We start from the raw sequence: 25,477 nt of genomic DNA on the forward strand, positions 1-25,477 counted from the left end.
TTTCCGGATGGAATAATATAGTTATTAATTATAGCACAGTTTTACGGAAATGGCACGGATTTCTTTTTGCCCGGCGGGGCAGGCCGATGAGGACATGGGCCCCTACGGCCCCATGGGATGCCCCGCACGCCTTACTCCGCCTTCATGCTCTCCAGGTACTCGTCGTAGGTCATCTTGCGGTCGATGAGCTGACCGTCGGCGGTGAAATCGAACACCCGGTTACACACGGTCTGGATGAGCTGATGGTCGTGGGAGGCCACCAACACGTTGCACTTGACGGCCTCCAGGCCGTTGTTCAGGGCGGCGATGGACTCCAGATCCAGGTGGTTGGTGGGCTGGTCCAGCAGCAGCACGTTAGCCCCGGACAGCATCATGCGGGAGAGCATACAGCGCACCTTTTCACCGCCGGAGAGGACCTTGACGGGCTTATACACCTCGTCGCCGGAGAAGAGCATCCGGCCCAGGAAGCCCCGGAGGTAGGCCTCGTGCGGATCGGAGGACCACTGACGCAGCCACTCCACCAGGTTGTCGTCGCAGTCCTTGAAGAACTCGGTGTTGTCCTTGGGGAAGTAGGAGAAGGTAGCGGTCTGGCCCCACTTGACGGTGCCCTCGTCTGGCTCCATCTCGCCGGTGAGGATCTTGAAGAGGGCGGTCTGGGCGTTCTCGTTGTCGCCCACGAAGGCGATCTTGTCGCCGTGGCCCACGATGAAGGACACCTTGTCCAGCACCTTCACCCCGTCGATGGTCTTGGACACGTCGGTGACAAAGAGGATGTCCTTGCCCACCTCCCGGTCGGGGGAGAAGGCCACCCAGGGGTAGCGGCGGGAGGAGGCGGGGATCTCCTCCAAGGTGATCTTTTCCAGCAGCTTCCGGCGGGCGGTAGCCTGCTTGGACTTGGACTTGTTGGCGGAGAACCGGGAGATAAATTCCTTCAGCTCCTGGGCCTTCTCCTCGTTCTTCTTGTTCTGGTTCTTCATCAGGTTCTGCATCAGCTGGGAGGCGTCGTACCAGAAATCGTAGTTGCCCACATAGAGCTTGATCTTGTTGTAGTCGATATCCACGATGTGGGTACAGATGGTGTTGAGGAAGTGGCGGTCGTGGCTCACCACGATAACGGTGCCCTCAAAGTCCAGCAGGAAGTCCTCCAGCCAGTTGACAGCGTTGATGTCCAGGTTGTTGGTGGGCTCGTCCAGCAGCAGGATGTCGGGATTGCCGAACAGGGCCTGAGCCAGCAGCACCTTCACCTTCAGACGGGCGTCCAGAGTCTCCATGGAGGTCTGGTGGAACTCGGTGCCCACACCCAGACCCTGGAGGATGCGGGAGGCGTCGCTCTCGGCTTCCCAGCCGCCCAGTTCGGCAAACTCCTCCTCCAGCTCGCAGGCACGGATGCCGTCCTCCTCGGTCATTTCCTCCTTCTCGTAAAGGGCGTCCTTCTCCTTGCCGATGTCATACAGGCGCTTGTTGCCCATGATGACGGTATCCATGACGGTGTAGGCATTGTAGGCGTTCTGGTCCTGCTTGAGAACGGACATACGGGTCTTGGGCAGGATGGACACCTCGCCGGAGGTGGGCTCCAGATCGCCGGAGAGAATCTTCAGAAAAGTGGACTTTCCGGCGCCGTTGGCGCCGATAATGCCGTAGCAGTTGCCCTTGGTAAACTGCAGGTCCACATGGGAAAACAGGGGCTGGCCGCTGTATGCCAGGGTCAGATCGGAAACAGTGATCATGTCGTACTCCTTTTTGTTCAGCCCGGCTTCAGGCCGGGAAAATCTTCGCAAGTGTACAGTATACCATAGAAAAAGAAAAAAACAAACCACAAAAGGCAGAATCTCTCCTAAAAATGCGCACAAGGGCCGCGCCAATGGCGCGGCCCTTTTCATGTCTATTTCATCCACTCTCCATCATCTTCATGGAGCAATCCTGCGGCAATCAGCCTGTCCTTGATGCAGTTATCCTCCTGTATAGCTTGATAAAAACGGTTATGGCGTTGATAAGTTGTAATCATATCCTGGATCACATTGATCTGTTTTCTGGTCAGACCCGTAACATCGATTTCCGTTTTTTCGCTGTATCCAAGCAGATGATCCGTACTTACTTTAAATAATCGGGCGATTCTGATCAGCACGTCGTAAGAAGGCAGCCTGCTCCCATTTTCATATGCCGAAACCGTTGATTTTGTCACATTGATCCGTTCTGCAAACTCATTCTGCGTCATCCTTCTGGCCTTTCGCAGTTCCTTGATCCTTTCGCCGACGGCATTCACAGCAAATCACCTCTTTGGCACAGTGTATAAAAAAATCGTCCTGTTTTGGTGTACTTATATTGCCCTATTAGTAGACATATACGCGTACTCATGTTATACTAATAGTGGACATCTCGTTTTAACCTACACCCTGGCCGCTTTATCAACTGAAAAGACAAGAGAGGAAGATTTTTTATGAGAAAAACAATTCTGTCACTAGCTCTGGCCGTTGCTATGATGGCCGCACTGACCGCCTGCTCAGGAACAGTTGACCCTGTGGGTACCTATGAGGCCACAAAAGTAGGTGATTCCAACGAGGAACTTAATATGATGGAATGGGATTCATCCGGTCTTACTAGAACCTCTGGCATACTGGAGATCAAATCCGGAGGTAGCGCAACGGCCACATTTACCACGATAATAAACCCAGAAGCTGAGGAATTTTTATCCGCACAAGACCTCGCCACATTAAAGCGCATGGCCTCATCAAGAGATGAGAGCGCTTCCGGCACATGGGAAATGAAAGGGAATGAAATCACCATCTCCTTCCCCGGTAGCCCTTGGACTGGAACGGTTGATGATGACACCATTACATTCAATTATGATGGCGGCAGCTACTTTATTTTTGAAAAAATCAAATAATACGCCTGGACAACACAAGGGCCGCGCCTATGGCGCGGCCCTTGTGTTATGTCCTCCAAACTGGTATGATACCCTCAGACACTTTGGAAGGAGATGGCCCCTTTGAGCCTGTTTCGCTGTCCCCACTGCGCCGCTCCCCTGAACCGGGAGGCGCGCTCCTATACCTGCCCCAACGGCCACTGCTTTGACATCGCCAAGGAGGGCTATGTCCACCTGCTCCCCGCCAACCAAAAGCACTCCAAATCCCCCGGGGACGACAAGGGCATGGTGACCGCCCGCAACCAGTTCCTGTCCAGGGACTACTACGCCCCCCTCCGGGAGGCTCTGTGTGCCCTGGCTCTGGAGTACACAGCCCGGCGGGTATCGGTACTGGACTCAGGCTGCGGGGAGGGCTACTACACCGCCGGCATCCACGCCGCCTTCACCGGGGCGGGCAGGCAGGTGCAACTGGCGGGTATCGATTTGTCCAAGCCCTCGGTGCGTCTGGCGGCTAAGCGTGTGCCCCAGGGGGAGTTTGCCGTGGCCTCGGCTTACCACCTGCCGGTGGCGGATCAGCGCGTGGACCTGCTCCTCAACTGCTTCTCCCCCCTGGCTCTGGAGGAGTTCCGCCGGGTGCTCCGCCCCGGAGGTCTGTTCCTCTATGTGGTCCCCGCCGCCAAACACCTGTGGGAGCTCAAGCAGGTGCTCTACGACAAGCCCTACCCCAACCAGGAGCAGGATATCCCCTATGAGGGCTTCTCCTATGTCAGCGTGGTTCCGGTGGATACCACCATGGAGGTGGCAGGCGAGGACCTGCCTAACCTGTTCCAGATGACCCCCTACTACTGGAAGACCCCCAAGGAGGGAGCCGCCCGGCTGGCGGCGTTGGACGGACTGAAGGTACAGGCCTCCTTCCGCATCCATGTATTCCGCCGGGACTGAGAGTTACATCTGCTCCAGCACGCTGCGGATGATCCAGGCGTGGGCCTCCGCCTCGTCAGCTGACTCATGGAAGAGAGCCTCCAGGCAGGGATCGGCGGTACCGGCGGCGGCCGCCCGATAACAGGCAGCCCCCCGCTGCTGGGCCTGAAACTGCTCCCGCAGGGCGGCCTGCACCGGCTGGAGAGCGGGAGCGCTCCCCCGGTCGGCAGGCCAGTAGCGCACCCCGGAGATGAGGAAATAGGCGGTGCTCAGCCGCTTGGCCCGCCGCCGCTTTTCGGCGGCCAGGTTGGAGAGCATCCTGCCCCCGGCCCCCGGCACCCGCCGGGCCAGCGCCTGGCAGCACCGGTGGGCGGCCAGCTCCTGGTCTATGTACTGTTGCAGCTGAGGGCCGTGGACTGCCGAGGCGGGTCCAAGGCAGGTGACGGCCTCCTCCTCTTCTTCCGCCGCCGGCGTATCGTGTACCACTACCGCCGGCAGGGGCCGCTGGGCCGCCTCCACCACCTCAAAGGGGCAGTCCCCCCGCTCGTTTGGCATGACCCGCTTCCACACCCGCTCGAAAACCTCCCGGTCGCAGCCGGGCAGCAACTCCTGTTCCATACGCATTGCCTCCCCATTCTGTGTAGATTCCCACCATCCTATGCCGTCCTGGCAAGATTTGCCCCGCTCAGGGTTGTATTTTCCTGCCTTTCGTGATAAAATAATTGCTCATGGAATGAACCATTTACAAAGGAGAGACCGATTATGCTGGAGATCAGCCATCTCAGCTATCAGGTGGAGGGAGAGGAAGGCCAGGAGCTGGGCATCCTCAACGACGTCTCCCTCTCCGTCAAGGACCACCAGTTTGTGGTCATCACCGGCCCCAACGGCGGCGGCAAGACCACCCTTGCCAAGGCCATCATGGGCCTGGTCAAGCCCACCGGCGGCTCCATCCGCTGGAACGGCACCGATATCACCGATCTGGACATCACCGGCCGTGCCCGTCTGGGCATCAGCTACGGCTTTCAGCAGCCCCCCCGCTTCAAGGGTCTGAAGGTGAAGGACCTGCTGGCCCTGGCCGCCGGCAGCGAGAAGCTGACCCGGGAAGAGGGCTGCCAGTACCTGACCAAAGTGGGCCTGTGCGCCGGGGACTATATCGACCGTGAGGTGGACGCCTCCCTGTCCGGCGGCGAGGTCAAGCGCATTGAGATCGCCACCATCCTGGCCCGCAAGACCGGCCTGATGATCTTTGACGAGCCGGAGGCCGGCATCGACCTTTGGTCCTTTGCCAAGCTCACCGAGACCTTCAAGCTCATCCACCAGAAGCGGGAGGCCACCCTCATCGTCATCTCCCACCAGGAGCGCATCATCGACCTGGCCGACGAGATCGTCATGATCGCCGATGGCAAGGTGCAGAAGCAGGGCCCCAAGGATGAGATCTTCCCCCAGATCCTGGCCAACACCAGGACCTCTTGCAGTTATCTGTCGGAAGGAGCGAAGTAAGATGGATCAAGCGGAATGGAAGCTCCTCAAGGAGATCGCGGACCTGGAGAAGACCCCCCAGGGGGCCTACAACATCCGGCGCAACGGACAGCTGGATTCCCGGAACAACACCGCCAATATTGAGATTACCACCAAGGAGGAGCCGGGCAAGTCGGGCATCAACATCACCGTCAAGAGCGGCACCCAGCACGAGTCGGTCCACATCCCCGTCATCATCAGCCAGACCGGCCTGAGTGAAATGGTGTACAACGACTTCTTCATCGGCGACGACTGCGACGTGGACATCGTGGCCGGCTGCGGTATCCACAACACCGGCTGCGAGACCAGCCAGCACGACGGCGTCCACACCTTCCACATCGGCAAGAATTCCAAGGTTCGCTATGTGGAGCGCCATTACGGCGACGGCGAGGGCACCGGCAAGCGGATCATGAACCCCCAGACCATCGTCTATCTGGACGAGGGGGCCTCCATCAACATGGAGTCCACCCAGATCCGGGGCGTGGACTCCACCAAGCGGGAGACCCGCATTGTGGTGGGCAAGGGCGCCGAGGCCATCATCACCGAGAAGCTGCTCACCCACGGTCAGCAGACCGCCGAGAGCGACATGGAAATCATTCTGGACGGCGAGGACGCCACCGGACGGGTCATCTCCCGGTCCGTGGCCCAGGACAACTCGGTCCAGGTGTTCTACCCCAAAATGACCGGCAACACCAAGTGCTTCGGCCATGTTCAGTGCGACTCCATCATTATGGGGGAGGCCAGGATCTCCTCCATCCCCGCCATTGTGGCCAACCATGTGGACGCTCAGCTCATCCACGAGGCCGCTATCGGGCGCATCGCCGGAGACCAGATCCTGAAGCTGATGACCCTGGGTCTGACCGAGCAGGAAGCGGAGGAGAAGATTCTGGATGGCTTCCTTCAGTGATATTCAGCGGGTGGTCAACGGCGAGGGCCACTTCGCTCCCTACAACCATATTACCGTCACCCGCATCGAGGGTCGGGAGGCGGAGGGCACTCTGGAGGTCCGCCCCGAGAGCCTGAACCCCATGGGCATCGTCCACGGCGGCGCCCTGGTGGCCCTGGCGGACACGGTGGCGGGCTGCGCCGCCTTCACCTGCGGCAAGGTGTGCGTCACCCTGGACTGCTCCATGCAGTACCTGGCCCCCGGTACCGGCAGCCAGATCCACTGCCTGGCCACCCCCAAAAAGCTGGGCAAGACCATTCTGGTCTACGACGCCGTTCTGACCAACGACCAGGGCCAGACAGTGGCTACCGGCACCTACACCTTTTTCGCCAAGGAAACCCGGGTGGAGGACGCCCCCTTTTAACGCGCCAAGCGGTGGTGCTGCCTGTGGCAGCACCACCGCTTTTCTTTACCCATCCTTCAGCAGCTCCCCCAGTCGCAGCAGAGCGGCCAGCAGCACCAGCAGGGAGGCCCAGAAATTGACCTCCCCGCCTTCTTCCCCTCTACCCTTCACACCCAGGCAGAAAAAGTACCCCAGAGCCAGTACCACCAATACAGAGCTGATCTGCCGCAGCCCCGCCACATCGGGAGCTTTTCCGTTGCAGCACAGCCCCCGCCGCTGTTTGTCCAGGGCCAGCCAGGACAGACAGATGGACCCCAGCAGGATACTGAGAAAAAACAGGGATTTGTCCGCAGTTTTGATCTGTTCCTGCAATACCTGATCTTGCATAAAAAGCCCCCCTCCCACCAGTTTATCGGTGGGAGGGGGGCTTTGTGACGCTTACACGCCGGGATTCTGGGTAAAGTGGATGGTGTAGGACAGCTCCTCGTTCTCGTTGCCGGAGGCGTCCTTCAGGGCGCCGGCGGCCAGATCGAACTGGAAGGTACCCTCCACATACTTGTTGCCGTTGTGGTTGGTAACTGTGATGTGGAGCTTGGTGGGATCGGCCTCGTCAATGACGAAGGTACCGAACTCATGGCCGTCAATGGTGATGTGCTGGGTCTGATCCCCGGCAACCACCGCCTCGCTGAGGGTGACGGTGAGGCTGGTGAACTCCTGGCCCTCGTCAAAGTTGACGGTAGCGCCGTCCTCCACCACCTGATCGTCAATGGCAAAGCTCACCACGGTGGGGGCGGTGGCGTCCAGAGGCACAGACACGTCGGAGACGGTCATCTCCTCGTCCACAAAGTACATGGAACCAAACTGGTTGCCCGCCTTGTCCTTCACGGAGAAGTAGAAGGTCATGGGGCTGCCGTCGGCGGCCTGACGCAGCAGGGCGGTGGCCACGGGATTCAGCGTAATCTCCCACTTCTGCTCGCCCTGGGTGTCGGTGTACACGCTGGTGTAGCCCAGGCCGCTCTCCTCGTCCAGGAAGTCATAGCTCTTGGCCTCCACGGTGAACTCGGGGAAGCTGGCCTCCAGGCTGTGGTCGATCTCCAGATAGGCCAGCTCGCCGTCGTCGGACACGGGCACGGTGAGGGTCAGGGTGTCGTCGTCGCCCAGCAGGGTGACGCTCTCCTTCTCCAGCACAGGGGCGGTGATGTCGGCCTCGGCCTCCTGCTCAAAGGCCACGGTCCAGACGTAGTAGGGGGTGCGGCCCTCGTCGTCCTTCAGGGCCACATGGCGGCGGGCGGTGAGGTAGCCGGCGCTGTTGCCCTCGGCGTCGTAGATGGCCTTGTTGTAGCGCATACCGTCGCCCAGCTTGGCGCTGTTAAAGTCAAAGGTCCAGACAAACTCGGTCTCGTTGTCCACATACAGGTTGGTAATCTGGACGTCGCCGGAGATGGCGTAGCCCGCGGCCTGGAGGGCCTCGTTATTCACCACGTCACCCTCGGGAGTGGAGGAGCTGCCGATCTTGGTCAACACGTCCTCCTCCATGGTGTACAGGGCCTGGTCAAACTGAATGGTGACCTTGCCCTCCTCCTCGGACACCTGGGTCACGGCAGGACCGGCCTGGACAGGAGGCACCTGGCCGCCGTCGCCGTCGCCGTCACCATCGCCGTCGGAGCCGCCGGAACCGGAACCGCCGCCGCTGCCGCCGGAACCACCGGAGCCGCCGGAGCCGGAGCCGCCGCCATTGCTGCCGCCGTTGTTATTGTCGCCGCCCACCTGGTTGCCTTCGCTGTCGGTGGGCTGATCCACGCCGTCGGTCACCTCCAGGCTGCCGGGCAGCTTGCCGTCCAGCACCACGCCGTCGGCGTTGACGGAGGCCTTGCCGATGGTGCCCTGGTTGTCCACCTGGGCGGCGGCGTTGAGGGACAGTTCCTCCACGGAGGCATCCTTCTCCACCGCCAGCTGGGCCTCGGCGTTGACGCTCAGGTAGTCGGCGGAAGTGCTGCCGGAGAGGGTCAGCTCCACCGGAGCGTCCACCTTCACGGTGGCGGCGGTCAGGTCCTGAGCGGTGACCTTGGCCCCGGCGCTGCCGGGAGCCACCACCAGACCGGCGGCCTGGCCGGACACCTCAACCTGGGCGCCGCTGCGGGCAGCGGAACCGGTGTTGATCACCACAAAGCGGCCCTCGTCCTCCGCCTCCACCTGGGCGGAGCCGGTGATGTAATCGCTGACGGCCTTGTCCAGCAGAGCCATGGTGGACGCCCGGTCAATGTTGGCCTTGGGCGCCAGGTGGGAACCGTCCTCCACGCCGGACAGAATGCCCAGCTGGGCCAGAGGGGCCAGATACCCGGCGGCCCAGCCGGCGGCGTCGGTGCCGTCCACAAAGTGGCCCAGGTTGGGTTCCTTCTCCTCACGGATGCCCATGGCACGGGCAAACATTACCATGGTCTCCTGCCGGGTGATGGTCTGGGTGGCGTTGCAGTTGGTGCCGTCGCCCTCCATGATGCCGGCGGCAGTACACTTCAGAATGGCGTCGGCGTACCACTCGTCCCCCTTCAGGTCGGCATAGCGGTTGGGCGCCTTCTCGCTCAGGCCCAGCAGCCGCACAAAAATGGTGGCCAGCTCACCCCGGGTCAGGTTGGCGGCGGGCCGGAACAGGCCCTGGTCGTCTCCCTCCACCAGGCCGGCCTCCAGCCAGCGGTGAATGGAGTCAGCCGCCCAGCTCTGGCCCACGTCGGGCAGGCTGGTCTCTCTGGCGGCAGCCAGGGCGGGGGTGCCCATGGACAGCCCCATGGACAGGGACAGCAGCAGGGCCAGCGGTTTCTTTGCTTGCATGGGTAAATTCCTCCAAGTTGCAGTTATTGATAAAATATGGCGCATTTGCTCTGCAAAAATTCCATACTGGTTTGGTATTATACCATGTCATGCTCCAGTGTCAAGGAATTGGGGCAGGCCAAATGTTTCCACCCATACAGGCATAAAAAGGGGACCCATCCCGGCATCACTGCCGGAACGGGTCCTGAGGAAAAGAGGAGAAGAACGTGAAGTCACACAAAGCAGCGGATCAGGTTGTATACGCTGATGCCGGTGATGACCAGCAGCAGCCAGAAGAACAGCTTGTCCACGGCCTTGTTGTCCATACGGCGGCTGAAGCTGCGGCCCATGGTGCCGCCCACCACGCCGCCCACCACCATGGCGATGAGGACGGGCCACTCAAAGACGGGCACGCTCTGACCGATCACGGTGTTGAGGAAGCTGGCTCCCTGAGAGAAGAGGATGACGTACAGGGAGTTGAGAGCCGCCGTCTTGGAATCCATGGAAAAGAAGTAGTAGAGCACCGCCAGGTTGATGGGGCCGCCGCCGATGCCCAGGAAGGAGGACAGCACACCCAGGGCCAGGCCGATGAGCACACAGGCCGCTCCGTTCTTCACATCCAGGGTGCGGATGCGGGGACGGTTCAGGGTATAGGCCAGCACACCCAGGGTGAGGATAATCATCAGCACCTGCTGGGCCACCGAGACGGCGGAGCCGCCGGCGTCCTTCACGATATCGAAGAGCTGCTTGCCCACGATACCGCCCACGGCGGCGCCGATGGCCAGCAGGGTACCCCGGCGGGGCTCCACCTTCACCTCGCCGCCGATGCTGCGCAGCATGGAGGTGATGGTCATGGCCAGCACGGTGCAGCCGGACAGAAAGCTGATGGTAGCCACCGGCAGGCCGGACACAGCGTCCAACACCGGCTTGATGATGACGCCGCCTCCTACCCCGCTGATGCCTCCAATGGTAGTTGCCAGGATACAGACCAGGAAGTTAAAGAGGATCTGCATGGCGGCTTACCGCAGGGAGATAAACCGGCTGTCGTAAGCGCCCAGCAGGGGCTCGCAATAGGCCTTGAACTCGGGCTTGATGCTGGCGCCGTCCTCGCCGATCCACTCCAGGGGGAACTTCTTCTCGGCGTTGGCCACCTTCTCCAGAGGGATCAGGCAGGTCTTGGAGGAGTAGGGGTTCCGAGTGGTCTCAAAGCCCACCATGAAGCCGGTCTTGCCCTCCACGGCGGAGCGGACGGCGCAGGCGCCGGCCTCCTCGGCCTCCTTCTGGTCGATCTCGGACATGAGGCTCACGCTCACACGGCCCAGCAGGCCGGGCTTCTCGGACCGGGACTTCAGGCCGGTCTCCTGCATAATCATGTCGCTGAGCGCCTGGGCGGCGCCGCCGGGCACCTTGTGGCCGAAGCCGTCCACCACGCCGGAGTCGGCCACGGGGGAGCCGTCGGCATAGTGGATACCCTCGGAGATGGTCACCAGAAGACCGCGGCCCTTGGCCCACTTCTCCTTGACAGCGGCAAGGAATTTCTCCTTGTCGAAGGCCACCTCGGGCAGGTACACCAGATGCTCGCAGGGCATCAGGTCGGCGTACAGGGCGGAAGCGGCGGTGATCCAGCCGGCGTTGCGGCCCATCATCTCCATCACCACCACATGGATGGGCAGGGCGGACACGTCCTGAGCCAGCTCCAGAGCGGAGACTGCGGCGTACTTGGCCGCGGAGCCGAAGCCGGGGCAGTGGTCGGTGACATCCAGATCGTTGTCGATGGTCTTGGGGATACCGATGACCCGCAGCTCATAACCGGTCTCCACAGACAGGTTATAGATCTTGTTGCAGGTGTCCATGGAGTCGTTGCCGCCGTTGTAGAAGAAGTAGCGGATGTTAAACTTCTTGAAGCACTCCAGCACGGCAGGATAGTCGGCGTCGGTGAGCTTGCGGCGGCAGGAGCCCAGAGCGGAAGCGGGGGTCTTGGCCAGCAGGGCCAGATCCTCGTCGGCAAACTTGCCCAGGTCGATCAGGTCCCCGGCCAGGATGCCCTCAGCGCCGAAGCGGGCGCCGTAGATGGTCTCGATCTCGCCGTGGAGCTTGGCCTCCCGGACAGCCCCCAGCAGGGAGCTGTTGATCACCGGGGTGGGGCCGCCGCCGTGGGCGATGAGCATATTTCCTTTCAGCATGACAATGCCCTCCTTACACGTTGCTCAGATCGTCGTCCTTCATGCACAGATGGACGGCGCTCAGCTTGAAGGTCTGGGGCAGAGCCAGGATGTTGGGGTTGGGGCCCACAAACTTTTTCTTGGCGTCCTCCAGGGCCTCCTCAAAGGTGGCCCGGGTCTTGAGGCCCATGCCGCGGGCAATGCCGGGCTCCTGAGCGCCCACAATGTAGATGGCGGAGGTGTTCATCTCGGCAATGTGGCCGCAGCTCATCATGGAGAAGCCGTGGAAGGGATGGAAGGCATTGCAGAAGCGGTACTTGCGGATATACTCCTGGTTGGTGGCAAAGTACTCGCCGTACCGGTCCATATCGGGCAGGATGTTCATATAGTCGTGCTGGAACATCTCATACAGCTCCCGCAGGTAGGGCCAGCGCTCGTCGTGGAAGTAGCCGTTGCAGATGGAGGAGCAGATGATGACGCAGTTGTCCTTCATGACACGCTTGTGGCGGATAACCTGGGCGGAGAGAGCCTGCATCATCTGGATGGGGTTGGTGCCCATGCCGTTGCCGTAGTGGAAGTTCTGGGGCATACCGAACACCATCACGTCGTACTTCTTCTCAGCGAAGGGGACGTAGGTGCGCTTGTTGGCCAGCTTCCAGGACTCGGGCTGCATCACCTTGGCGTAGCCGGAGTAGATGGCGATCTGGCGGGAGTAGGTGTCCAGCACGGCGTCGCAGCAGAAGAAGGGGTGGCCCATCTTCTCCTCCATATGCATACCGATCTCGTCGAACTTGGTGCGCATCAGGGAGTGGCCGGACACGGGGGTGAAGTCGTCCCGGTGCATGACCTTGGGCACATGATGGCTGGCGATGCTCCGCCAGTGGGTGATACCGGTGGCGCAGTGCTTGTAGCCGCCGGAGTAGCCGCCGTAGGGGTTGCCCTGGGTATGGCCGATGAGGATGGGAATGTCGCACTCAAAGACATACTTGTTCATCAGCACGGGATCGCCCCGCTTGGTGGCGCCCAGGTCCACCATGTGCTCGTAGTCCTCGGAGTCATGGCTGGTGATCTGGCCCGTCCAGTAGAACTCGTTGAACAGCTCCTCGCCCAGGATCTGCTTCATCTCGGACACGGTGGCACGGGGATGCAGGCCGTTGGAGAACATGAACAGAATGTCCTTCTTCTCCACGCCGGCGGCGTACAGCTCGTCCAGGCAGGCCCGGATGGACACCTTCCGGTGGGAGGTGGGCTGGTTGCCGCCCTTCACGATGTCAGGGATGACGAAGACCACGGTCTTGCCGGGGCCGGCCAGCTCCTTCAGAGGAGGCATACCCATGGGGTTGCGGATGGACTCCAGGGTGGCGTTGTACAGGCTGTCCCAGTCCTGGGGCAGGCACTCAGGATCGGGCACGGTGGTGCCGGGAATAAACACATCGGTGTTGTCGGGCAGTTCAGCGCTCATCAGGCCGTGGCCGTATTCAAAATCAAGCTTCATGTGTGCTCTCCTTATTTACCAAGATAGGTCTTGATGATCTCCAGATACTCGTCGGGGTAGAAGCCGATCTCGCCCTGGAACCGGGTCAGGGCAATGAGGCCGCCATCGATCTCGTCGATGGAGGCCAGCATCTCGGCGTTGTCCACCTTCAGGCCGCCGCCGTACACCACGTCCAGGCCGCCGGTCACTTCCTTGACAAACTTGGCGATCTTGGTGATATACTCCTTGCCGGCGGGGGTCTTGCCGGGGCCGATGGACCAGATGGGCTCGTAGGCGATGACCACCTTGGAGGTGTCCACGCCGTCCAGGCCGATCTTCAGCTGGTCGCCCAGCACCTGCTGCCACTGCTCCTGCTCCTCGCTCTTTTCGCCGATGCAGTAGAGCACGGTCAGGCCCTGCTCGATGGCCAGCTTGATCTCCTGGTTCAAGAGGCGGTTGACGGCGGCGGTGTCGGTGACGCCGGCCTCGGCCAGCACGCCCATCTTGTCGTTGCGCTCCTCGCAGTGGCCGATGATGGTGGAGGTGCACCCCATGGCCTTCACGATGGAAGCGGGACGGTTTGTGGTAAAGGCGCCGAAGTTGCCGCCTACGGCAGTATTCATGCGGTAGACGCTCTGGGAACCCACCTGCACGGGGCTGTTCTCGCACTGGGCTGCCACGGCCCCCAGAATGTGGGCCTCGGGGAAGTACTGGACGAACTCCACCTGGTTGGGATCGTAGTGCTTCAGGCCTTCCTGGGTGTGCTCCACGATATACTTGCCCCAGTCAGCCACCGGGGCGATGCGGTTGACGCCACCGAACTCCACCGGCACGTCGAACCGCTTCAGATTCAGATACAGATGCTTCATGTAGTTGCTCCTTCTCTCCGGCGGGGCGGGAGACCGGCCCCCGCCCGCCCTTGCCGTTCTTATTTCTTATAGAAGGCGATCATGTCCTCCAGGGACTTCTGCTCCACCAGAGGAGCCTTGCCGTAGGAACCGAAGTTGACGATCAGGGAGCCCACAGCCTCCTTCACGCCCGCCTCCACGCGGCTCATCAGCAGGGCCACGTCCTCGTCGGGCACATTGCCGGTGAGCACGGTGTCCATGATGGGGGGGAAGAACACGCGGGGATCAAAGGCGGACTTCTTCTCTTCCAGCAGGGCGTACACGCCGCCGATGGAGGGGCTCTTCTGCAGTTCGGGTTTCTGAGCGAAGAGTTCCTTCATGTTGCGGGTAACCGCCAGACGGATGTCGGTATCCACGTTGATCTTGCGGATGCCGCAGGGAATGGCCTCCATCAGCCGCTCAACCTGGATGCCGTAGGCGTTCTGGATATCGCCGCCCAGGTCGTTGATCTCCTTGACAATGTACTGGGGCACGGTGGAGGAACCGTGGGACACCAGGGCGCAGAAGATGCCCAGCCGGTTGATGCACTCCTTGATGGCGATGGGGATCTCCTTGCGGAGCTTGGCGTCCTTGCCCTTGTTGGCCCCGTGCTGGGTGCCGTAGGAGATGGCCAGGGCGTCCACGCCGGTCTTCTGGATGAACTCCACGGCGTCCAGCGGGTTGGTGTAGGTGGAGGTGGCCGCGAACACATGGTCCTCCTGGCCGCCCAGCACGCCCAACTCGCCCTCAACGGACACGCCCCGGGCGTGGGCATACTTGACCACCTCGCGGGTCAGCTCGATGTTCTGCTCCAGGGGCAGAGAGGAGCCGTCGATCATGACGGAGGTGTAACCGCCCTCGATGGCAGCCACGCAGGAGTCAAAGTCCTTGCCGTGGTCCAGGTGGAGCACCACGGGGATGGGGGAGTTCTCGCCGTACTTCTTCACGGCGTTGGCGATGTTGCGGGCGCCCTTCTTCTTGTCCTCCAGGGTGCCGTTGGCAAAGTCCACCCGGCCGCCCATGAAGGCGTTGGCCAGGTCAGCGCCCTGCAGGATGGCGGGGGAGCGGAAGGTCTCGTGCATCTCGATGACGGCCTTGGCCTGAGCCACGGCGTTCACGTTAAAAGCGCCCTGAGCGTAGTTGTGCTGCTCAGCGGCTTCCATCAAAGGTCTCAGCGGTACCAAAGGCATAATAAGTTCCTCCTTAATTCTCTCCGGCGTATACGTTCACGCCGGCCACATAGGTTGCAGTTACATTCAGATCTTGGTCCAGAACCACCAGATCGGCGTCCTTGCCGGGGGCGATGGAGCCCTTCCGGTGGTCCATACCGATGAGGCGGGCAGGATTTGCAGTCAGCAGGGGGAGCACCTTTTCCACGCTCTCCCCGGTGAACTTCACCAGGTTCTTCAGGGCCTGACCGGTAGTCAGGGTAGAACCAGCCCGGACGCCGTTAGAGGCCAGCTTGGCGTCGCCATCCTCCACCACCACGTCGTTGACCCCCAGCTTATAGTGCCCGTCGGGCAGACCGGCGGCCTGGATGGAGTCGGTGACCGCTACCACCTTGTCCCAGCCCTTGCAGGCCAGGAGCATCCGGACAGAGCCGGGATGCAGGTGGCGGCCGTCGCAGATGGCCTCGCAGCACACGGGACGCTCCAGGACCGCACCCATAATGCCGGGACGGTGCTGGTGGAACAGCCCCATGGCGTTAAAGGTATGGGTACAGGCCTGTGCACCGGCGTCAATGGCGGCGCAGCTGGTCTCATAGTCAGCCCCAGAGTGACCGATGGCCACGGTGGTGTGGCCGGCGATCTCAGCGATCATATCCACCACGCCCTCCACCTCGGGAGAGACGGTGATATACCGGACAGCGCCCTCGGCGGCCTGCTGATACTGCCGGAACAGGGCAGGATCACCCTTCCGCAGCAGATGCTCTGGCATAGCGCCTTTGTAAGCAGAGCAAAGGAAGGGGCCCTCCAGATGGATGCCCATAAGCTGAGCTCCGGTGATGGGAGCCGCCATGGCGGCTTTGGCCTGGTCAATGCACCACAGGGTCTGCTCCGGCGTATCGGTGAGGATGGAGCACAGCCAGCCGGTAGTGCCGTTCTTGGCGAAGAACCGGCCGATCTTGGCCATATCCCCGGCGGTGGCGGCATTCACGTCCACGCCGTCGCCGCCGTGGGTGTGCAAGTCCAAAAAGCCGGGGATCAGCAACTTGCCTCCCAGGTCCACCACCTCATCAGCCTTGCCGGAGAAGCCGGCCACCCGGCCGTCCTGTACCAGCAGATCGGTATCCTGGAACCGGCCGTCTACATAGACCTTACCATTGGTAAAGAGGGTTCGTTTCATAAGGTACCTCAGAAGGGCTGGCCGGCGGCCAGGGAATTGGTGAAGATGATGGCGTCGGGGTGGTTCTGCAGCAGGCTGGCGGGGAAGTGGGCGGTCACCTCGCCGTAAGCGGCCTGGCGGACCACGGAGCGGTGCCACTCCCGGAACACACCCAGACGGACCTTGCGGGCACCCAGGATCTGCTTGATGCCGATGGTGACGGCACGGTGGGGCATGGCATCGATGGCGCCGCAGCGGTCGCCGATGGCGTTGGCGGTACGGGTCTCAGGATTCAGGGACAGGGCCCGGGTGCCCTGAGCGGCAAACTCCTCGGCGGTCATGTCCTCACGGGACTCGTTGAAGGCCAGATGGCCGTTGATGCCGATGCCGCCGAAGGCAATGTCCACGCCGCCCAACTCCTCGATCAGGCGATCCACATAGCCGGGATCGGCGGGGTTGGGGAACACCCGCTGCTCGGGGGGCATGAGCAGCTCCTCGTCGATCTTGGTGTACACAGTGCGCTCCATGAAGCCGCGGAAGGACAGGGGGCTCTCCTTGTCGATGTAGGTGTCGTCGTCATTGAGATACTCGTCCATGTTGATGAACCAGCAGTTCTTCAGGCTGATCCGGTCCCGGTTCACCAGGCGAACAAAGATGGGATACTGGCCCACAGGACCCACGGGGCAGATAAAGACGGTCTTCTCCCCCTTCTCGTTGTGAGCCTTGATGGTGTTGATCATCTCCATGGCGATCTCATAGAACACCTCGCCGGAGTCACCCAGCTTAACGACGGGAATCTTGGCGTCTTTGCCCAGGTCCTGGGCGGAAATGTGATAATAGTCCATGTGGATCTTCCTTTCTATGACGGTATGTCAATGCTTAAAACAGATGGGTTACGTTCAATTCCCGGATGGTATCCACGATCTCCTTGGTCCGGGTGCAGCCGAACTTCCGCAGCAGGCTCTTGATCTGAGTCTTGACGGTGACGACCTCCACACACCGCTCCGCGGCGATCTCCTTGATCTTCTTGTCCTCCAGCAGCAGCCGCACCAGATCCCGCTCGGCGGCGGTGAGCTGGGAGACTGTGCTGATGAAGAAGAGCAGGGACCGCTCCGAGGTGCGCAGGCGGGAATACTCCTTGAGCAGCAGGTTCTGGATCTTGCCGTCCAGCATGGCCTGGCCGGCATAGGCGCTGCGGATGTGCTGGAGCAGCTCGGCGTCCTCGCAGCCCTTGACGATGTAATCCACCGCCCCCGCGCCCATGGAGGTGAGGATCATGTTGTCGGTCTCGTGGGCGGTGAGGAAGAGGACCTTGGCCTCCGGCTTTTTCTCCAGGATGTGCTCGGTGGCCTGGATGCCGGCGGTAGTGGTCTCCATCTCAATATCCATAAGAACGAGATCGAAGTCGGTCTCCAGGGCCAGGGCCTCGATCTCCTTTCCGCTGGCGGCGCTGCCCACCACGGTCATATCTTCCTGTTGGTTGAGGACATCGCACAGATCCTCCCGGATCAGATCAAAGTCCTCGGCGACCAAAATGCGTATCATGCTTTTTTCCTCCCTGCCTCGGCTGGATAGTACCATAGCGGGGCAGCAGAATGAAGAAGGAAGCTCCTCCCTCCGGCCGGTTCTCCACCCGCAGGGAACCCAGGTGGCTGCGCACGATGGTACGGACATGGTACAATCCCATGCCCCAGTTGAAATTGCTGTTCTTACTGGAATAGAAGGGCTCAAAGATATGTTTGAACTCCTCCGTCTTGATGCCCGGCCCGTGGTCCTTGACCTCCAGGACGGTATACAGCCGCTCCTGGTGGCTCACCAGCTCCACCGGCCTGGTCTCCTCATATCCGATGGTGGCCTCCCAGGCGTTGGTAAGCAGGTTATACAGGGCCTCGCTCAGGTAGTTTTCATCAGCCAGTACCTGGATCTCCCGGTCCATCAGCGCCCTGACCCGGCCATCAGGATATTTTTTGCGGAACCGGTCCAGCGTGATCTCCTCCAGGCGGCCCAAGGTCACCGGAACCAGTCGTACCGACTTGGCTTTGACCGTGCGGTAAAGTTCCTCCGAGCGGCTAATGAGCAGCTCATTGTTGTCAAACAGGCTGTCGGCGTAGCCCCGCACCTTGTCCAGGTCTGGTTCCTCCTTCTGCAGCTCCACCCAGATGCGCTTGTAGAGCACCCGGTTGGCCAGCAACTGGTTCTTGATGCTGTGGACAAAGACCGAGGCGCCGGTGCGGGCCACATCGAACTTACGCTCCAGCACCACCTCGTCCCGGTCGGACGCAAAGCTTGTCTGAGTGTAACGCAACATACTGCCCAGACCCAGGATACCGCACACCAGGTTAACCGCCACCAGGACCATATAACCGCCTATGCTGAGGGCGAATTGCAGATAGCCCACACCCTTGATCCAGGTATAGTCGTAGCTGTAGAACCGGTAGATCTGTCCCGGGTCCTGGCCGCAGTATATCACATACAGAGTGGCCAGCGCCACCAGAGAGATGACGATGGGCAGAAACTTCCGCCGGGAAAAATGCATGGTGGTGGAGCAATATTCCACAACCAGCAGGCCTACCGCCAGCGCCACATAGCACATGACCCAGATATAAGAGAACTGGACCAGCACGTCCTTGGCTGCCGGCACCTTCATCACCAGGCTCCGATACACACTGGGGTAATAGAGCACCAGGGAAACAATAGGCAGCACCAGCACCAGCTTCCGGACCAGCGGCGCTTTCCGCAGGGCGGAGAGCATGGAATACTGGAAGGCCATCTCCAGCAGGAACAGCGGGAACAGATAGCGGCCCAGGGCCACAATGTAGCCCAGCTGTCCCAGGGTAATAAAGCGGTACTGCACCCAGATGCGAATCTTCTGGTTGAAAAACAGGAAGTTCATGACCTCCTGGGACAGGCCGCCCTTCTTGGCGATAAAGACCATCAGCCCCACGAAATAGACCGTAAGGCTCAGGCACAGTCCTACCAGCAGCAGGGACTCCAGATTCTTTTTGACGCACAGCACCAGAATGGAGCCGATGAGCAGCCCCACGGCCAACAACAGAAGCATAGCTTGTCCTCCTCCAGTTGTGGTTTCCGGTGCTATTGTATCCGCTCACTCCGGCTTTGTAAAGAATCTGTTTACGCGGGAAAGGGGCGGCGGCGGTGTTCCGCCGCCGCCCCTCCTGGGGTCATATTAGTAGTTGCCGGCCTCGGTCATCAGATCGAAGTCCACGTAATCTTCGACGGGGCACACATCCTCTTCGGTGATGGAGCCGCCGTCCAGCAGGTTCTTCTGCTGCAGCTCGTAGTAGCCCTTGACGGTGCCGTCGGCCACGCCGTCCACCACTTCCTTGCCGGTGAGCCAGTCGGCGTCGCCGCGCTGATTGTACATGGTGTCATAGTCCAGAGCGGCCTTAGTGGCGCACCACTGAGCAACCTCTTCGTAGTTGCCGTCAGCAGCGTAATCCATAGCCTTCATCAGAGCGCGGACAAAGCGAACGGTCACGTCGCGGTTCTCTTCCAGGTACTTGGGGGTGGCGATCCAGCTGGCCAGGGACACGGTGGTGTCGGAGAAGGTCATGTTGTCAGCCAGCTTGGTGGTGCCCTCCATGCCCTCCAGGATGGTCAGGCTGTTGGGGGACCAGGTGGCGCAGGCGTCCACGCCGCCGGACATCATAGCAGTCACGATGGAGGGAGCGTCCATGTCCATGGCCTGGATGTCATCCATGGTCATGTTGTGAGCAGCCAGAGCGTTGCGCAGGATATCCTCGCTGGAGGTACCGGAGGAGTAGGCCACGGTCTTGCCCTTCAGGTCCTCAACGGTGCTGATGCCAGGGCCGCCGATGAGGGCGTCGCCGTTGGAGATGTGGGACAGAGCGATGATGGTGGCGTTGCCCTGGACGCACAGCTTATGAGCGCCCTGGCCGATGTAGCCGAAGTTCACGGAGCCGTTCTCCATGGCGGCGATGATGGTGGGGCCGTCCTCGAACTGGGTCATGGTGACGTTCAGGCCCTCTTCCTCAAAGAAGCCCTTCTCCTTGGCGGTCATCAGGCTCCACAGGCCGCCGTAGTTGGGCATATAGCCCACATTGATATTAACAGTCTCAACAGTGGGGGTCTCGGAGTTTCCGGCGGGAGTGCCGGTGTTGCCGGAGGGGGTGCTGGTGGTTTCGCCGCCGCCGCAGGCAGCCAGAGCGCCGCCCAGCATGGCCACGGCCAGGAGCATGGCAAGAAACTTCTTCACGTTCATTTCCTCCTATTTAATAGTTTGGGGTTCTTTTCCTCTATTGCAACGGCCAGTGCCGTTCCAACCTGATTACTTACGGACCTCCAGATACTCCTGGTACACCTGGCTCCAGATCTCGTTCTTCAGCTCCAGGAAGCGAGGAGTCATCTTGGTCTCCTGAGTACGGGGATAGGGGATGTCGATGTCGATGATGGACTTGATGCGGCCGGGACGGGCGGACATGATGATGACCTTCTGGGCCAGGATGATGGCCTCCTCTACATCGTGGGTGATGAAGAAGCAGGTCTTGCGGTCCTTCTCCCAGGTCTCCAGCAGCTCGGTCTGCAGCTGGGTACGGGTCTGGGCGTCCAGGGCGCCGAAGGGCTCGTCCATCAGCAGCACCTCGGGGTCAGCGGCGTAGGCGCGGGCGATGGCCACGCGCTGCTTCATGCCGCCGGACAGTTCCTTGGGATAGTGGTCGGCAAACTTGGTCAGATCCACCTTCTCCAGGTACTTCATGGCCAGATCCTCGGCCTCTTTGCCCTTGATGCCCTTCATCTCCAGAGCGAACATGACGTTCTTCTTCACGGTGAGCCAGGGGAACAGGGCGTACTGCTGGAAGACCACGCCGCGCTCGGTACCGGTGCCGGTGACCTTCTTGCCTTTGCAGTAGACAGCGCCGGAAGTGGCCTCGTGGAGGCCGGCGATGATGTTGAGCAGGGTAGACTTACCACAGCCGGAGGGGCCTACCACGCAGATGAATTCGTTCTCATAGATGTCCAGGTCCACCCCGTTCAGGGCTACCATCTCGCCGTTGCGGGTATTGTATACCTTGCGGACGTTATCGATCTTGACGATCAGATTTCTCTCTTCTCCTGCCATCCCGTCAGCTTCCTTTCCAAGAATTTGATGATTTTTTCAAGAGTAATACCGATGATGCCGATGATGATGACGTAGGCCAGCATGGGGGCCGCGTCAAAGCTGTTGTTCAGAGACCGGATACGCATACCCAGGCCGGCCATAGCGCCGGTGGATTCGGCTGCGATCAGGGTGGTCAGAGCAACGGAAGCACCCAGCCGGACAGCGGTGAGGATGAAGGGCAGGGTGGCGGGGGTAATGACCCGGACGAAGATGTCCTTGTCGGTGGCGCCCAGAACCCGGGCGGCCTTGATGAGGGTCTCATCCACGTTGATCACGCCCTGATAGATGGTCACGCACATGATGAGGAAGCAGGCGATGGTAATCACGATCACCTGGGGCAGCCGGCCCACGCCGGCGCAGATGACGATCAGAGGCACGTAGGCCAGAGGGGGGATGTTACGGATGAACTGAATCCAGGGCTCCAGGATGTTGCGCACCGGCACATACCAGGCCATCAGGATGGCCACGGGCAGGGCGATGACAAAGCCGATGGCGTAACCCATTGCCACGGAGATCAAGCTGCTGCTCAAGTCCTGCCAGAACACGCCGCGCTCCACCATGGTCATGAGACCCTGAATGGTCACCACCACGTTGGGGAAAGCGCGGGACGTCTGGGGAATGATGGACATGATGTACCAAACCAGCATGGCCACCGCAAAAGAGATGAGCAGCCAGACCTTTGATGGAATCCGACTGGCAAGGGACTTTTTCTTCTGTTCCATTCTCTTCGCTCCTTCTTACGATTGATCCGACGTACGCAAGGTTGGCACAAGCAGCCCCGCGGTTAGGATAACTCTAGTATAAAATCTTTTTGGAAAAAGAAAAGTATGAAATTTCATCATCCCTCCCCTTATTTTCCCGCACCATACAGGGCGCGTCCAGTCTGCTCCTCCCCCTGGAGATCCGGGCCAGCTTCTTCCGCGCCGCCGGTCCCAACAACGCCGGCCGCAAGCCCCGGCCAGCCAGACGGCGCCATGGAGCGCACCGCAGCCCCTACTTCCCTCTGATTGACAAACCGGGTATAATCTACAGTAACTAAACCTGGGAGGGACCACCATGGAACTCAATGCCGCCGCCCGAGCCACCTTCGACGCCATGCGGGAGGGCATCACCATCATCGATACCGAGGGCCGGCTGGTTTTCTGTAATCAGGCCTATCTGGAGTTTCTCCGCAAGGAATCGGGGGAACCGTTGGAGTTGGTGGAGGGCAAATACCTGCGGGACCTGCGTCCCGGCGCCCGGCTGCCCGACGTGCTCCAGGCGGGCAAGCCCATCCTCCACATCACCCGCCAGGAGATCAAGGACTTCTACTTCGTCAACCTCTACCCCATCTATGAGGGGGACACCCTGGTGGGCGGGCTCAGCGTGGTCACCTTCCTGGAGGACGCCTACCAGACCAGAGAGGAGCTGGAGGCGGTGGAGGCCCGGAGCCGTCAGGCCCTCCACAGCATCAGCAAGGCCAACGGCGCCCGGTACACCTTTGACGATATCGTGGCGGTGACCCCGGCGGTGGCCCGGGTAAAGGATCTGGCCCAGCGCATCGCCGTCACCGACGCCACCGTGCTGCTGGAGAGCGAGAGCGGCACCGGCAAGGAGCTGTACGCCCAGGCCATCCACAACGCCAGTCCCCGGCGGGACGGGGTCTTTGTGGCCATCAACTGCTCCAACTTCAACGCCAATATGCTGGAATCCGAGCTCTTCGGCTACGCCGAGGGGGCTTTTACCGGCGCCAAGCGGGGCGGCAAGATGGGCCTGTTCGAGGCCGCCGCCGGCGGCACCCTCTTCCTGGACGAGATCTCCGAGATGGACGTGGGTCTCCAGGCCAAGCTGCTGCGGGTGCTTCAGGAACACGTCATCCGCCCGGTGGGGGGCATCAAGGAGGTGGCGGTGGACGTGCGGGTGGTGGCCGCCTGCAACGCCGACCTGCCCGCCTATGTGGCCGCCGGTAAATTCCGCAAGGACCTGTACTACCGGCTGAGCACCTTCCCCCTCCATATTCCCCCTCTGCGGGAGCGGCCGGGGGATATTCCCGCCCTGGCCCAGGCCATTCTGGAGGACTTCTCCCACAAGCTGCGCCGCCCCTTCCGGCTTACCGAGGACGCGGTAGCCTGCCTCCAGGCCCACAGCTGGCCGGGCAACGTGCGGGAGCTGCGCAACGTACTGGAGTTCTCCGCCTACCTCACCCCCTCCGGGGTGATCAATCAGGAGGCCCTCCCCAGCGACCTGGTCCACCAGCAGGAGGACGTGGGCCTCACCCTGGCCCAGCGGACCCGGGCCTTTGAAAAGCGGGTCATTCTCAACCTGCTGGAGAAAAACGGCACCTCTCTGGAGGGGAAAAAGCGGACCGCCGCCCAGCTGGGCATCTCTCTGGCCAGCCTGTACAACAAGCTGAAAGGCTGACTTCCAGAATATTAGAATATCGTTCCAGCATTTTAGAACTCTTTGCAGCGTCTCCCCTAAGGCCCCGCCCTGCCCCCGCGGGGCTTTTTCTATTTCCAGAATATTAGAATCCCATTCCTCTCCCTCCCGGAGCGGCAGGCCCTGGAAGGCCCTGGGGCCCAAGGAATTTCCCCTTTTTTCCGCCTTGTTCCCCAGTTGGCACAGGTCTTGCTTCTCTTTCCGGGCAGCGGCGGTCGAAGAGAGGGCCGTCGAAATCAAGAGGAGGTATCGTTCATGTCACCTTTAGCAATCCTGGGATTCCTGACGGTTGTGATCATGCTGGTGCTCATCATGACCAAGAAGGCATCCCCCCTGGTGGCCCTGATTGTGGTTCCTGTGGTCACCGGCATCATCGCCTGTTTCTTTATGGCCGTGGTTCCCGAGGGCGCCCCGGAGGGCACACAGGGCGTCGTTGACTTTGTGGCCAACTTCAAGTCCCTGGGCGGTATGATCACCGGCTCCAAGGGCATCGGCTCGGTGGCCGCCACCGGCGTTATGTTCATCTTCTCCATCCTGTTCTTCGGCATTCTCACCGACGCCGGCACCTTCCGTCCCATCATCAAGGGCATCCTGAACCTGGTGGGCACCGATCCCATCAAGATCGGCATCGGCACCGCCGTGCTGGCCGCCATCGTGCACCTGGACGGCTCCGGCGCCGTCACCTTCCTGATCTGCGTGCCCGCCCTGCTCCCCCTGTATGACGCGCTGGGTATGCGCCGCACCACCCTGGCCACCATCGTGGCCCTGTCCGCCGGCACCATGAACATCCTGCCCTGGGGCGGCCCCACCATCCGCGCCCACACCGCCCTGGCCACCATGGAGGGCACCGAGGCTACCGTCACTGAGTTCTTCATGCCTGTTCTCCCCTCTGTGCTGGCCGGTATGGTGTGCGTGCTGCTCATCGCCGCCTTCCTGGGCAGCCGCGAAAAGAAGCGCATCGGCGCCGTGGCTCTCCAGGCTGTGGGTCATACCGAGCAGGAGCTCACCGACGAGCAGAAGGCCCTGCTGCGGCCCCACCTGTTCTGGGTGAACATCGTCCTCATCATCGCTGCCATCATCTCCCTGCTGTTCTCCGGCTTTGCTCCCGCTGTGGTGTTCATGGTGTTCTACGTCCTGGCCACCGTCATCAACTACCCCCGCGTGAAGGACTCCAAGGCTCGTGTGGATGCCCATGCCAAGGAAGCCCTCATGATGTGCTCCGTGCTCTTTGCCGCCGGCTGCTTCACCGGCATTATGCAGGGTACCGGCATGATCTCTGAGATGTCTACCGCCCTGGTGGCCATCATCCCCGACTCCATGGGTCAGTTCTTCCCCCTCATCATCGGCATCATCGCCATGCCCGCTTCCCTGCTCTTTGACCCCGACTCCTTCTACTATGGCGTGCTGCCCGTACTGGCCACCACCGCTCAGGGCTTCGGCATTGTGGGCGCCGATGTGGGCCGCGCCGCCATTCTGGGCCAGATGACCGTGGGCTTCCCCATCTCTCCCCTCACCGCCTCCACCTTCCTGCTGGTGGGTCTGACCGGCGTAGATCTGGGCGAGCATCAGAAGAAGACCATTCCCCTGGCCTGGCTGGTCTCCCTGGTGATGGTGGCTGTGGCCTTCATCACCGGCGCCATCGCCCTGTAATCTTTCCTCATCCATTCATCTGTTT

General features: G+C 61.1%; 24 protein-coding genes. 7 read left to right on the forward strand and 17 right to left on the reverse strand.

Annotation, left to right across the window (positions count from 1 at the left end; genetic code table 11):
* Window positions 1-131: 131 nt before the first annotated feature.
* Window positions 132-1,727, reverse strand: coding sequence for an ABC-F family ATP-binding cassette domain-containing protein (locus tag B5F94_RS07585; RefSeq protein ID WP_087329126.1), 1,596 nt, complete (start codon window positions 1,725-1,727; stop codon window positions 132-134).
* 155 nt (window positions 1,728-1,882) lie between these two features.
* Entirely contained in the window at window positions 1,883-2,263 is a 381-nt protein-coding gene (locus B5F94_RS07590) for a helix-turn-helix domain-containing protein (RefSeq protein WP_242965626.1), read from the reverse strand.
* Window positions 2,264-2,437: 174 nt separating this feature from the next.
* Between B5F94_RS07590 and B5F94_RS07595 the strand changes: the two genes are divergently transcribed.
* Window positions 2,438-2,884: a hypothetical protein gene (locus tag B5F94_RS07595; protein ID WP_087329128.1), complete on the forward strand. Its 447-nt coding sequence runs from the start codon at window positions 2,438-2,440 to the stop codon at window positions 2,882-2,884.
* A gap of 93 nt (window positions 2,885-2,977) precedes the next feature.
* Window positions 2,978-3,805 carry a putative RNA methyltransferase gene (locus B5F94_RS07600; RefSeq protein ID WP_087329130.1) on the forward strand — a complete coding sequence of 276 codons (828 nt, stop codon included), beginning with the start codon at window positions 2,978-2,980 and terminating at the stop codon, window positions 3,803-3,805.
* 3 nt (window positions 3,806-3,808) lie between these two features.
* Here B5F94_RS07600 and B5F94_RS07605 read toward each other — a convergent pair whose 3' ends face one another.
* The gene (locus tag B5F94_RS07605) at window positions 3,809-4,402 is read right to left on the reverse strand and encodes a rubrerythrin (RefSeq protein WP_087329132.1); all 594 of its coding nucleotides are present in this window, start codon (window positions 4,400-4,402) and stop codon (window positions 3,809-3,811) included.
* A gap of 144 nt (window positions 4,403-4,546) precedes the next feature.
* Here B5F94_RS07605 and B5F94_RS07610 point away from each other — a divergent pair, with 144 nt between their 5' ends.
* From B5F94_RS07610 to B5F94_RS07620, 3 genes are read left to right on the forward strand one after another with little or no spacing between them, the layout of a single operon-like run.
* Window positions 4,547-5,284: an ABC transporter ATP-binding protein gene (locus B5F94_RS07610; RefSeq protein ID WP_087268930.1), complete on the forward strand. Its 738-nt coding sequence runs from the start codon at window positions 4,547-4,549 to the stop codon at window positions 5,282-5,284.
* A 1-nt stretch (window position 5,285) separates the two neighbouring features.
* Window positions 5,286-6,209, forward strand: coding sequence for a SufB/SufD family protein (locus B5F94_RS07615; protein WP_087329134.1), 924 nt, complete (start codon window positions 5,286-5,288; stop codon window positions 6,207-6,209).
* Complete coding sequence (locus tag B5F94_RS07620) at window positions 6,193-6,612, forward strand: PaaI family thioesterase (protein WP_087329136.1); 420 nt, start codon at window positions 6,193-6,195, stop codon at window positions 6,610-6,612. Before B5F94_RS07615 ends, B5F94_RS07620 begins: the two co-directional genes overlap by 17 nt.
* Window positions 6,613-6,657: 45 nt before the next feature.
* Here the strand turns inward: B5F94_RS07620 and B5F94_RS07625 are convergent, their stop codons facing one another.
* From B5F94_RS07625 to B5F94_RS07690, 14 genes are all read right to left on the reverse strand, one after another.
* On the reverse strand, window positions 6,658-6,978 hold the full coding sequence (locus tag B5F94_RS07625; RefSeq protein WP_087329138.1) for a hypothetical protein: 321 nt from the start codon (window positions 6,976-6,978) through the stop codon (window positions 6,658-6,660).
* A 51-nt stretch (window positions 6,979-7,029) separates the two neighbouring features.
* Window positions 7,030-9,417: an S-layer homology domain-containing protein gene (locus tag B5F94_RS07630; RefSeq protein ID WP_158100264.1), complete on the reverse strand. Its 2,388-nt coding sequence runs from the start codon at window positions 9,415-9,417 to the stop codon at window positions 7,030-7,032.
* A 212-nt stretch (window positions 9,418-9,629) separates the two neighbouring features.
* A complete protein-coding gene (locus B5F94_RS07635) occupies window positions 9,630-10,409 on the reverse strand; it encodes a sulfite exporter TauE/SafE family protein (RefSeq protein WP_087329142.1) in 780 nt (259 codons plus the stop codon).
* Between the two features lie 6 nt (window positions 10,410-10,415).
* Window positions 10,416-11,579, reverse strand: coding sequence for a 6-phosphofructokinase (locus tag B5F94_RS07640; RefSeq protein WP_242961171.1), 1,164 nt, complete (start codon window positions 11,577-11,579; stop codon window positions 10,416-10,418).
* A gap of 13 nt (window positions 11,580-11,592) precedes the next feature.
* Window positions 11,593-13,053: a lactate racemase domain-containing protein gene (locus B5F94_RS07645; RefSeq protein ID WP_087329144.1), complete on the reverse strand. Its 1,461-nt coding sequence runs from the start codon at window positions 13,051-13,053 to the stop codon at window positions 11,593-11,595.
* Between the two features lie 11 nt (window positions 13,054-13,064).
* Complete coding sequence (locus tag B5F94_RS07650; RefSeq protein WP_087329146.1) at window positions 13,065-13,901, reverse strand: triose-phosphate isomerase; 837 nt, start codon at window positions 13,899-13,901, stop codon at window positions 13,065-13,067.
* Window positions 13,902-13,960: 59 nt separating this feature from the next.
* A complete protein-coding gene (locus tag B5F94_RS07655; RefSeq protein ID WP_087329148.1) occupies window positions 13,961-15,109 on the reverse strand; it encodes a class II fructose-bisphosphate aldolase in 1,149 nt (382 codons plus the stop codon).
* Between the two features lie 13 nt (window positions 15,110-15,122).
* Entirely contained in the window at window positions 15,123-16,265 is a 1,143-nt protein-coding gene (gene nagA / locus B5F94_RS07660; RefSeq protein WP_087329149.1) for an N-acetylglucosamine-6-phosphate deacetylase, read from the reverse strand.
* Between the two features lie 8 nt (window positions 16,266-16,273).
* Window positions 16,274-17,089 (reverse strand): glucosamine-6-phosphate isomerase, encoded by an 816-nt coding sequence (locus B5F94_RS07665; protein WP_087189384.1) that lies wholly within the window; start codon window positions 17,087-17,089, stop codon window positions 16,274-16,276.
* A 34-nt stretch (window positions 17,090-17,123) separates the two neighbouring features.
* Complete coding sequence (locus tag B5F94_RS07670; RefSeq protein ID WP_087329151.1) at window positions 17,124-17,789, reverse strand: response regulator transcription factor; 666 nt, start codon at window positions 17,787-17,789, stop codon at window positions 17,124-17,126.
* Window positions 17,758-19,305, reverse strand: a complete 1,548-nt coding sequence (locus B5F94_RS07675) for a sensor histidine kinase (RefSeq protein WP_087329153.1) — start codon at window positions 19,303-19,305, stop codon at window positions 17,758-17,760. The genes B5F94_RS07670 and B5F94_RS07675 overlap by 32 nt, the downstream gene beginning before the upstream one ends.
* Before the next feature lie 126 nt (window positions 19,306-19,431).
* Window positions 19,432-20,481: an ABC transporter substrate-binding protein gene (locus tag B5F94_RS07680; protein WP_087329174.1), complete on the reverse strand. Its 1,050-nt coding sequence runs from the start codon at window positions 20,479-20,481 to the stop codon at window positions 19,432-19,434.
* A 72-nt stretch (window positions 20,482-20,553) separates the two neighbouring features.
* Window positions 20,554-21,345: an ABC transporter ATP-binding protein gene (locus tag B5F94_RS07685; protein ID WP_087189381.1), complete on the reverse strand. Its 792-nt coding sequence runs from the start codon at window positions 21,343-21,345 to the stop codon at window positions 20,554-20,556.
* A complete protein-coding gene (locus tag B5F94_RS07690) occupies window positions 21,321-22,106 on the reverse strand; it encodes an ABC transporter permease (RefSeq protein WP_087268890.1) in 786 nt (261 codons plus the stop codon). Before B5F94_RS07690 ends, B5F94_RS07685 begins: the two co-directional genes overlap by 25 nt.
* A 334-nt stretch (window positions 22,107-22,440) precedes the next feature.
* Here B5F94_RS07690 and B5F94_RS07695 point away from each other — a divergent pair, with 334 nt between their 5' ends.
* Both B5F94_RS07695 and B5F94_RS07700 read left to right on the forward strand, forming a co-directional pair.
* Window positions 22,441-23,784 carry a sigma-54 interaction domain-containing protein gene (locus tag B5F94_RS07695; protein WP_087329155.1) on the forward strand — a complete coding sequence of 448 codons (1,344 nt, stop codon included), beginning with the start codon at window positions 22,441-22,443 and terminating at the stop codon, window positions 23,782-23,784.
* 273 nt (window positions 23,785-24,057) lie between these two features.
* Window positions 24,058-25,452, forward strand: a complete 1,395-nt coding sequence (locus B5F94_RS07700) for a CitMHS family transporter (RefSeq protein WP_087329157.1) — start codon at window positions 24,058-24,060, stop codon at window positions 25,450-25,452.
* Window positions 25,453-25,477 lie beyond the last annotated feature (25 nt).

The sequence above is a fragment of the Flavonifractor sp. An4 genome (genome assembly GCF_002161755.1).
GTDB lineage: Bacteria > Bacillota > Clostridia > Oscillospirales > Oscillospiraceae > Flavonifractor > Flavonifractor avicola.